Below are 8,962 nucleotides of genomic sequence, written 5' to 3' on the forward strand. Positions count from 1 at the left end.
GTGTCTGTGACGATTTCGGTGCGGGCAATTCACTCTCCAGCACCAGCCCACGCAACAGCATGCCAACCGTGCGGCGCACGCCGAAAAAAATCAGCAGCAGCAGCGCGACATGCGGGTCGTCAAACCAGATGTTCCTGCCGTCATGCATGGCAAGCACCGCTATCACCTTGCCGTCGTCCGTCACCGCAACATGGTGCCGGCGATAAGAGAAACGACCGTGCTTCGACGTGAATGCGAACTCCAGAAATTCGATGCAGCGCGCGTCGGGTTGACCGAGAAAGAATCCGAACTCACGCACGCCCGAGGCGAAGATCAGCGGCGCACACGCTTCGGCGTCTTCCGCCCGCGCGGGGCGGAACTGCAGCGAGTCCGCTTCCGCGCCCTGTTGCTGCGCGCGAGCGCGCTCTGATTGAACGGCGTACATGGCGAAGGTTCCGCTTTAACGAGGCAGGCGCTTGAGCGCTGCAATGGTTCGGCTGATCTGTTCCGGCTCATGCGTTGAACAGATGAAAAACCGCAACCGCGCCGCCTTCTCTTCGACGGCGGGATAGAAAATCGGCTGCACGTTGATGCCTTCCGCAAACATCGCGTTGGCCCATTGCGCAGCTTTCAGGGTACTGCCGGTAATGATCGGCACGACCGCATAACCCGCGCTTTTACCGGTATCGAGACCGGCGGCGCGCGCCTCGTCGAGAAACTGTTTGCCGCGCGCGCGCAGCAGTGCCACGCGCTGCGGTTCGGCAATCAGCTGTTCGAGCGCCGCCAGCGACGCCGCCGCGAGCGCTGGCGCAAGGCCCACGCTATACAGAAACCCGGGCGCGAGATGCCGCAAGATATCGATCAATGCCTGCGAGCCGGCGATAAACCCGCCGCATCCGGCCAGCGTTTTGCTGAGCGTGCCCATCCAGATATCGACGTCGCCGCTCGCCACGCCGCAATGCTCGCGAACGCCCTTGCCCTGCTCGCCCAGCACGCCGAGCGAGTGCGCCTCGTCGACCATCAGAAACGCGGCATGCCGGCGCTTGATGTCGACGAACTGCGGCAGATCGGGGATGTCCCCGTCCATGCTGTACAGACCTTCGATCGCGATCAGCACGCGCCGGTAATCATGCCGCACGCGAGCGAGCAGCGCATCGAGCGCTTGCCAGTCGTTGTGCGGAAAACTCAGCCGCTTCGCGCCGCTCAATTGCGCGCCTTGCACGATGCTGTTGTGCGCGAGCGAATCATGCACGATCAGATCGCCGGGACCGAACAGCGAGCCGATCACCGTCACGTTGGTGGCATGGCCGCTCACGAACACGACGCAATCGTCCACCTCGTACAAGCCGGCAAGCGCCGCTTCGAGTTCGCGCTGCACGGGCCGTTCACCCGCCACCATCCGGCTCGCCGAGGCGGACGTGCCATAGCGGTCGATCGCCTCTTTCGCGCGCGCGGACACGCGCGGATCGCCGGCCAGACCGAGATAGTTGTAGTTCGCGTAGTTCAGATACTGCGCGCCGCCGATCTGCGTGGTCGCGCCGGCAATCCCTTCGTGCACGCGAAAAAACGGCGACACGACCTGCAGCTTCTCACCCATCTGCCGCAATATTTCGACCTGCTGATAACCCGGCATGGTCTCGAAGCTGCACAGCGCGGCGCGCGAAGCGTCCTGCGCCGCGCGCGTGCCGCCGGCGACGGCGGCCAACGGCGCGCCCGGCGTCTGCGCCTCTTCGGAGACGCGTTCCAGTTGCCGCATCAACGCCTTCGCGGCGAGTTGCTGGCGAATGTGATCACCCAATCCCATGCTGTTCAACTAACCCTGTGAGGTGCCGGCCCGATGTCGATATCAAGCCGCAAATTCGGCCCATTCCCATGCGTCGCGCGTGGCGAGCAGTTCGGCAATCAGCCGGTAGTTCATTTCATGACTCGGCCGCAAGGCGCTGACGCGACCGAGCAAGGGCGCGCCGGCCATCGCCATGTCGCCGACCAGATCCAGCACGCGGTGGCGCACGAACTCATCGGGCACGCGCATGCCGCCCAGCACACGATTACCGACGATCGCCGCGGTACACGAAAGGCGCGCGCCGCGCAGAATCGGCATGCCGCGCATGTAGCCGGCAAGAATCGCGGGGATCGCCCATTTGACGCGTCCGTATGAACGCGACGGTGCGATCTCCCCGGCAAAGCTCGCGGGCGTGAGCGCGCCGTCCCAGCGCAATGCGCCGAAGCCTTTGAGGTCGTTACGCACGGCCATTTCATAAACGGACGACGGCTCGATCGAGATGCTGCGCTCATCGCGCGTGCCTTCACCGTCGGCAATCTTCACAGCACGCAATACGCGAATGAAGCGCTTGGCATGCGGCAATTCGGTCCGCCCACACGCACGGATCGCTTCGATCCATGGCTCTGCGCTGCCGTCCAGAATCGGCACTTCCTCGGCGTCCAGTTCGACGATCGCGCGATCGATCTCGCAGGTCAGCAGCGACGCCAGCAGATGTTCGACGGTGCGCACACGAACGCCATTGGCGCTTTCGAGCATCGTGCAAAGCGGCTGGCCGCGCCGCAGCGCCGGACTCACCGCGAGCTCGGCCAGCACGTCGGCGCCTTGCATCCGCCTGAATACGATGCCGCGCGGGCCATCCGTACCGACGGGCAGAATCCGCACGTTCACGCGCCGTCCGGTATGCAGGCCGTGACCGCTCAACGCCAGCGGCCGCGCGAGGGTCCCCTCGCGGTGGCTCCACCCTGCGGGCGCGCTCATCAAGCGACCTCCGCCGCGGCGGGTGTCGACACAGGCGTTGCCGTGTCCGCGTGCCCCGACAGCGCATCGGCGACGTCGGCCAGCGCATGAGCGCCGACATCGAGCGCATGTTGCGCGGCGACCGCCGCCACCTGCGCCGCGACGCCATTCGGCTCCACGGCCTCATCCTGCGTCTGGATCGATTCGACGATCCGCTGCGCCAGCGAATGCACGGTTGCGCCTTCGGCCATCGTCATGATCGACAGCTTGACCTGGAAACTCTCTTCGACCGCCATGCCGAGTTCCATGCCCATCAGCGAATCCATGCCCATGTCGAGGATCGAGCGGCCGGTTTCGATTTTTTCCGGCGACATGTGCAGAATGCGTGCGATCTGCGCCTGCAAGGTTTCTTCGACCAGCTGCAAGGCCTCCGCGAAAGCCAGGCCGAGAATCTGGTCGCGCATCTGCGCGCCGCCCTGACGCGCCGGTTCATGGCTGCCGCGCGCCTGCAGTTCCGTGTAGCGGCGTGCGCGCGCGGCCGGCATGCCAAGCGACAGTGCCTGCCAGTCGAGCCGCACCACCGCTTCGCCGACGTTCAGGTCGACAATGGCGCGTTCCAGGGCGGCGAGCGCTTCGGCCGACGTAATCGACAACCCGCCAATGCGCGCCTGCAGCGCTTCGCGTGTTTCGGCATGACGCGCGAGGAAGCCGACGTCGTCCAGCGGGCCCCATGCCATGTAGGTGCCCGGCAAACCGGCCGCGCGGCGTTGCCCGATCAGCGCCTCGAGAAAGGTATTGGCCGCCACGTAGCTGGCCTGCCCCGGATTGCCGAGGAAAGTCGTCGCCGACGAATAGACCACGAAGAAATCGAGAGTCGCGTCGCGCGTGGCGCGGTGCAGGTTCCACGCGCCGGCCAGCTTCGGTGCGAGCACCGCGGCGAAGCGCGCGTCGTCGAGATTGCGCACGAGGCCGTCGTCGATCACCATCGCCGAATGGAGCACGCCCTTGAGCGGGGTGCCGCGTGCGGCGATTCCGGCGAGCAGTGCGTCGAGCGCGGCTGCGTCCGTGACGTCGCAAGCCGCGGTGTGCACCTGGGTGCCGTTTTCCTCGCGCCAACGCGCGGCCTCGGCAGCGAGTTCCGGGGCCAGCACGCCTGAACGGCTCGCGAGCGTCAGATGGCGCGCGCCACGCGACCTCATCCAGCGCGCGGTGGCGAAACCGAGTCCGCCCGTGCCGCCGACGATCAGATAGGCCGCCGCCGGATCGAGTCGCAGCGCGTCCGCGCCGGCCTTCGTGCACGCCGGACTCGGCGTGCCTGCCGGATATGTCACGAGGATCTTGCCGATCTGACGCGCCTGCTGCATGTGACGGAAAGCTTCTTCGACGCGCTCAGCCGGGAACGCGCGATACGGCAACGGATGCAGCGCGCCGCCCGCGAACAGCTGCATGACCTCTTCGAACAGACGCGCGGTCAGATCCGGCAAGGCACTCATCAACTGGTCGGCATCGATGCCGAAATAGCTGATGTTATTGCGGAACGGCCGCAAACCAATACGGCTGTTCTCGTAGAAGTCGCGCTTGCCGAGTTCGAGGAAACGGCCGAACGGACGCAGCGTGTCGATGCTGCGCACCATCGCTTCACCGGCGAGCGAATTGAGCACGATATCGACGCCGGCCCCTTGCGTGCGCTCGCGAATTTCATCGGCAAACGCCAGGCTGCGCGAATCGAACACGTGATCGGCGCCGAGCAGACGCACGAATTCGCGCTTCTCGCGGCTGCCCGCCGTGGCAAACACCTCCGCACCCAGGTGGCGCGCGAGCTGGATCGCCGCGATGCCCACGCCGCCCGCCGCGCCATGCACCAGCACGCGCTCGCCGCGGCGCAGCCGCGCCAGCTCGCACAGCGCGTAGTACGCCGTGAAGAAAGTGGTCGGCACCGTGGCGGCTTCTTCGAACGTCAGGCGTTCGGGTTTGTGAGCGATGGCCTCGGCCTTCGTGCGCACGTGGCTCGCGAAAGAAGCCGGCGCGAAACCGAGTACCGCATCGCCCGGTGCGAAACGCCGCACGTCCCGGCCGACGCGCGCCACGCGCCCCGACAGTTCCATGCCGATCGTCGCGCCGGCAAAACCGTTTTCGACGGCCTCATCGGACAGCAGGCCCATTGCGTACATCACGTCGCGGAAATTCAGACCGGTTGCTACCGGTTCGATTTCCACTTCGTCCGCGGCGAGTTCGCGTAGCGGCGGCGCGAACCATTCAAGATTGCGCAACGATCCCGGCGAAGCAAAACCGAGCACCGCCGCTTCGTTGCGCGGACGTAGCGCGGCAGCCGAATCGCGGCGCGCTGCCGCGCTAGCCGCAGGCATCATGCGCGGCACATAGCGGCCATGAGACGTGAGCAGCACTTCTTCTTCGCCGTCGGAGGCGAGCAGTTCGCGCGCCAACTCTGAGGCTGCATTGCGGCACGCTGGAGACACGTCGATCAACCGGCACGACAGTTCGGGATGCTCGTTGGCCAGTACCCGGCCAAGGCCCCACATCGCGGCCTGCTCGGGGCGCAGCATCGCGGCATCGGCAAACGGTGTGACGATTGGCGCACCACCGCGCGTGACGATCCACAATTGCGGCTGCATCACGCCGGCAACCGCGGCGAGATCACGCACGAGTTGCGCCAGTGCGAGCGTGGTCTGCTGCTGGACGTGCATCACCTCCGCGCCGTCCGCATCAGCGGACATGGTGTGATCCGGCGCGATGAATACGACGTGATGCGCACGCCCTGCCGGCGCGGCCAGCTTGCTCATGTCGTGACGCAACGCCGTGAGCGTGGTGCTCGACGTAGTGTGCCCGGCGGCCTGCAAGGCAGCAGCCAGGGTCTCGTCGGCGCCGGCTTGCGCTGCATACAGCAAGGACCAATGCGCCGGCGGCGTCCGCACTTCAGTTTCGTTGCCGGCGGAAGCACCCGCATACGGCTCGCGTGCGACGACCAGCGTGGGTGCGACTTCGAGATCCAGGCCATGTTCGCTATGCCGGGTGACCTGTTCGAAACCCGCTTCCTCGAGGTGTTTCGTCAACGCGGCCGGCGACAACCACGCCGCACGGCGCGCGTTGGCGTGCGCGGCATCCGCGTCGAGATCGAACACGATATCGGCGAAGCGGCTGGTGCGCGGCTCCGCGATCACGACCAGCGCGCCCGGCGCGAGCCAGCCGCGCAGCGCGGCGAGCAGCGCACGCGGCTCGCTCTGGGCGGCCAATACGTGGCTCGCCACCACAATGTCGTAGCGCTCGCCCGCCTCGGTACCGCTCAGGCGTGGCGCGTCACCGAATTCGATGGTCGCGGTCCGGATGGACGGATACTCGCTCGCGTCGAAACCGCTCAACTGTTCATGCGTGCCTGCAATCGTGTAATCGCAGCGCGACACCGGCATGTGAATCGCGAGCGGCTGAAGCACCTCGCTCGACGGCGAATCGAGTTCGAGCACGCGCAAGCGGCGCGCTTCGCTCCACCCTTCGATCGCCCGATGCAGGCAGGCGCCGCTCAACGCATTGACATGCGCCCACGTCGGCGAAGCTTCGAAGAAGTGCTCGACCAGACTGCTGCGCGACGGCGACAGGATCTGCGCGCCGCTCACCTCGCCGCGCAAGACGGCAGGCAGCGCCGCGCCGCAATGCGCGAGCAGCGTCAATTCGGCGACGTGCGCGGGCGACTGCGCAAGCAGATCGCGCCACAGTTCGTCGATGCCCGGGAGACTCTCGCAGGCCGCGCTGTCGCGCACCAGCCGCGTACCGTCACGCTGCGCCAGGCCGTCTTCCACGACGATCTGCGCGAGACGTGCCAACAGCGCCGGATGCGCACAGTCCGGCAGCGACGCTTGCGCAAAAACGTTGATCGCGTCGAGCGCGTTCAATGCGTAAGCGCTCGCGAGCACGTCGAGCAGGGGCAGCATTTCAGTCAGATGCGCCTGTCTGCGCGACTGATCTTCTTGCGCGGCCAATGTCGCGGCGGCTTCTTCAAGCAAGGCGGCCGGCCGGGGCAACCTGCGCGCGTCGAGGTCGGCGGCGAGCGGTTTCGCTTCGGCGATATACGCGTAGCGTGCCGGCGCATGCTGACGGCGACCCATCAGATCGACGCGGCGGAAACGGCATGCGCCGAGCCGCGCGACGATCGCGCCGTGCTCGTCGGCGAATTCGAACGATGCCACGACCGAATGCGGACTGCGCCGCTCGATCCGCACGAGCACGTAGCGGACCGCGTCGCCGCGCAGATAGTCGATGCGCCCGATTTGCACCGGCACATAGGCCGCGCGTTCGCTCTGCGCCTGCTGAGTTGGCGCGAGCAACGCGAACAGCGGATGGAAACCGCTATCCATCAAGGCCGGATGAAACGCATAGGCGTCCAGCCCGGCTGCGGATTCGATTCCGGTTTGCACGAGGACTGCGGGGACGTCCACTTCCGCGAGCGCCATGCCGGCGTTCGCGTCGACGTGCACCGTGCGCACCCACTGGAATGCCGGGCCGTAGCTCAAACCGATCGCGCTGGTGTTCGCATACAAGGTCGTGCCGGCCATGGCCGGCTGCGCGAACAACTCGGTGAGCGTGGTGGCCGGCAGCGTGCTCGCGTCGCCGGTCTCGTTCAGCGCGCAGCCGCTCGCCAGCAAGCGGCCGGTGACGTTGAGCGACCATGCTTCGTCGGACATGCGCTCGCGGGTTTCGATTGTGAAACTCGCGGTGCGGACGTCGACGGTGAAGCGGAACAGTTTCGAATGCTGCGGCTGGAACACCACCGGCAGACGGATTTCGAGGTTCTCGACAGCGCAGCTTTGCGTGCCGAAATGCACGCGCGCGGCGGCCAGCGCCATTTCGACGTAGCCCGCGCCAGGGAATGCCATGCCACCGTCGACCACGTGATCGGCCAGCATCGGCAGACCGGCTGGATCGAGCTGATTTTCCCAGGCGAGCGCGTGTTCGCGCAGACGGTAACCGAGCAGCGGATGTTCGCGGCGCCGATTGACCAGGTTGTAGGCCTCGGCGGTCGGGCCGAGCCAGTGGCGTTCGTGCTGCCACGGATAGGACGGCAATGCCACGCGCGCGCCCAGCGGCGCGAAGCGTTCGATATCGACGCGCGCGCCGTTCGCGATCATCGCGTAGATCGCGTGGTGCAGCATCTGCGCGCTGTCGTGATGGCGCTTGAGCGTGGGCAGCGAGCGGCCGGCGATGCGGGCGTCGTCGAGCGTCTGCGTCACGTAGCTGCGCAAAATCGAATGTGGGCCCACTTCGAGGAACAGGCGCACGCCTGTCTGCGCGACCTGAGCGACGGCATCGCCGAAACGCACCGGCTCGCGGATGTTGCGCCACCAGTAATGTGCGTCGAGTTCGGTGCCCGCGAGTTCGGCGCCGGTTACCGTCGAGACGAAGCTACGCGTTGCGGCGTTCGGCACGAGATCCGCGAGACCGTGCAGCACGCCCGGCTCGATCGGGTCCATCTGACGGCTGTGGAACGCGTAGTCCAGGTCCAGCATCTGGAAGAAGCGGCCGCTTTCCTTCACCGCGGCTTCGAGCATCTGCAAAGCGCCGAGCGGGCCGGCCAGCGTGACCGCCTGCGGGCTGTTGACACCCGCGACTTCCACCGCGGCGTCCACGCCGAGTTGCGCCATCAGTGCACGCATGGCGGCTTCGCCGAGGCCGGCGGCGGCCATGCGGCCCGTGCCGCGCGTGCCTGCCTGAGCGCGGCTGCGAATCTTGATCACGTGGACGGCCTGGGCCAGCGTCAGCGCACCCGACGCCCACGCCGCCGCGACTTCACCGACGCTGTGACCGAGGCACACGTCATAGCCGACACCACGCGCCTCGATCACGCGCACTACGCCCACCTGGATCGCGAACAGCAGCGGTTGCGCGTGCTCGGTCGCTTCCAATGTGGCGGCTGTGACGCCTTCGCGCAGCACCTCGACCAGCGAGGCACTGCCGTCGGCGCGCCACAGCGCGTCGAGTTCGTCGAGCGCGGCACGAAACACCGGCTCCTGTTCGAGCAATTGCTTGCCCATGCCGGCCCACTGCGAACCATTGCCGGAGAACACCAGCGCAAGACGCGCATCGTCGCCGGGGGTTTCGCCCTTCACGAGAGACGGTTCTGTCTGATCCGCCGTCGGCGTGGCAAGCGCGGCGAGCGCCGCGCGCGATTCGGCTGACGTCGACGGCGCGATGATCGCGCGATGCTTGAGCCACTGCCTGGTATGCGCCGCGTTC

At 66.7% G+C, this 8,962-nt stretch carries 3 protein-coding genes and 1 pseudogene; all 4 read right to left on the reverse strand.

The genetic code is table 11. From position 1 onward, the window contains the following. Positions 1 to 424, reverse strand: a pseudogene (locus tag QOC89_RS30675) (N-acetyltransferase); the annotation flags it as partial. 15 nt (positions 425 to 439) lie between these two features. After that, positions 440 to 1,783 (reverse strand): aminotransferase class I/II-fold pyridoxal phosphate-dependent enzyme, encoded by a 1,344-nt coding sequence (locus QOC89_RS30680; protein ID WP_323048480.1) that lies wholly within the window; start codon positions 1,781 to 1,783, stop codon positions 440 to 442. 42 nt (positions 1,784 to 1,825) lie between these two features. Then, a complete protein-coding gene (locus QOC89_RS30685; protein ID WP_323048481.1) occupies positions 1,826 to 2,740 on the reverse strand; it encodes a UDP-3-O-acyl N-acetylglycosamine deacetylase in 915 nt (304 codons plus the stop codon). After that, positions 2,740 to 8,962 (reverse strand): SDR family NAD(P)-dependent oxidoreductase (locus QOC89_RS30690; protein WP_323048482.1); only part of this gene is annotated, 6,223 nt, incomplete at its 5' end. The genes QOC89_RS30690 and QOC89_RS30685, both read right to left, overlap by 1 nt.

Origin of the sequence: Paraburkholderia sp., from assembly GCF_034668105.1 — a bacterium.
Classification (GTDB): domain Bacteria; phylum Pseudomonadota; class Gammaproteobacteria; order Burkholderiales; family Burkholderiaceae; genus Paraburkholderia.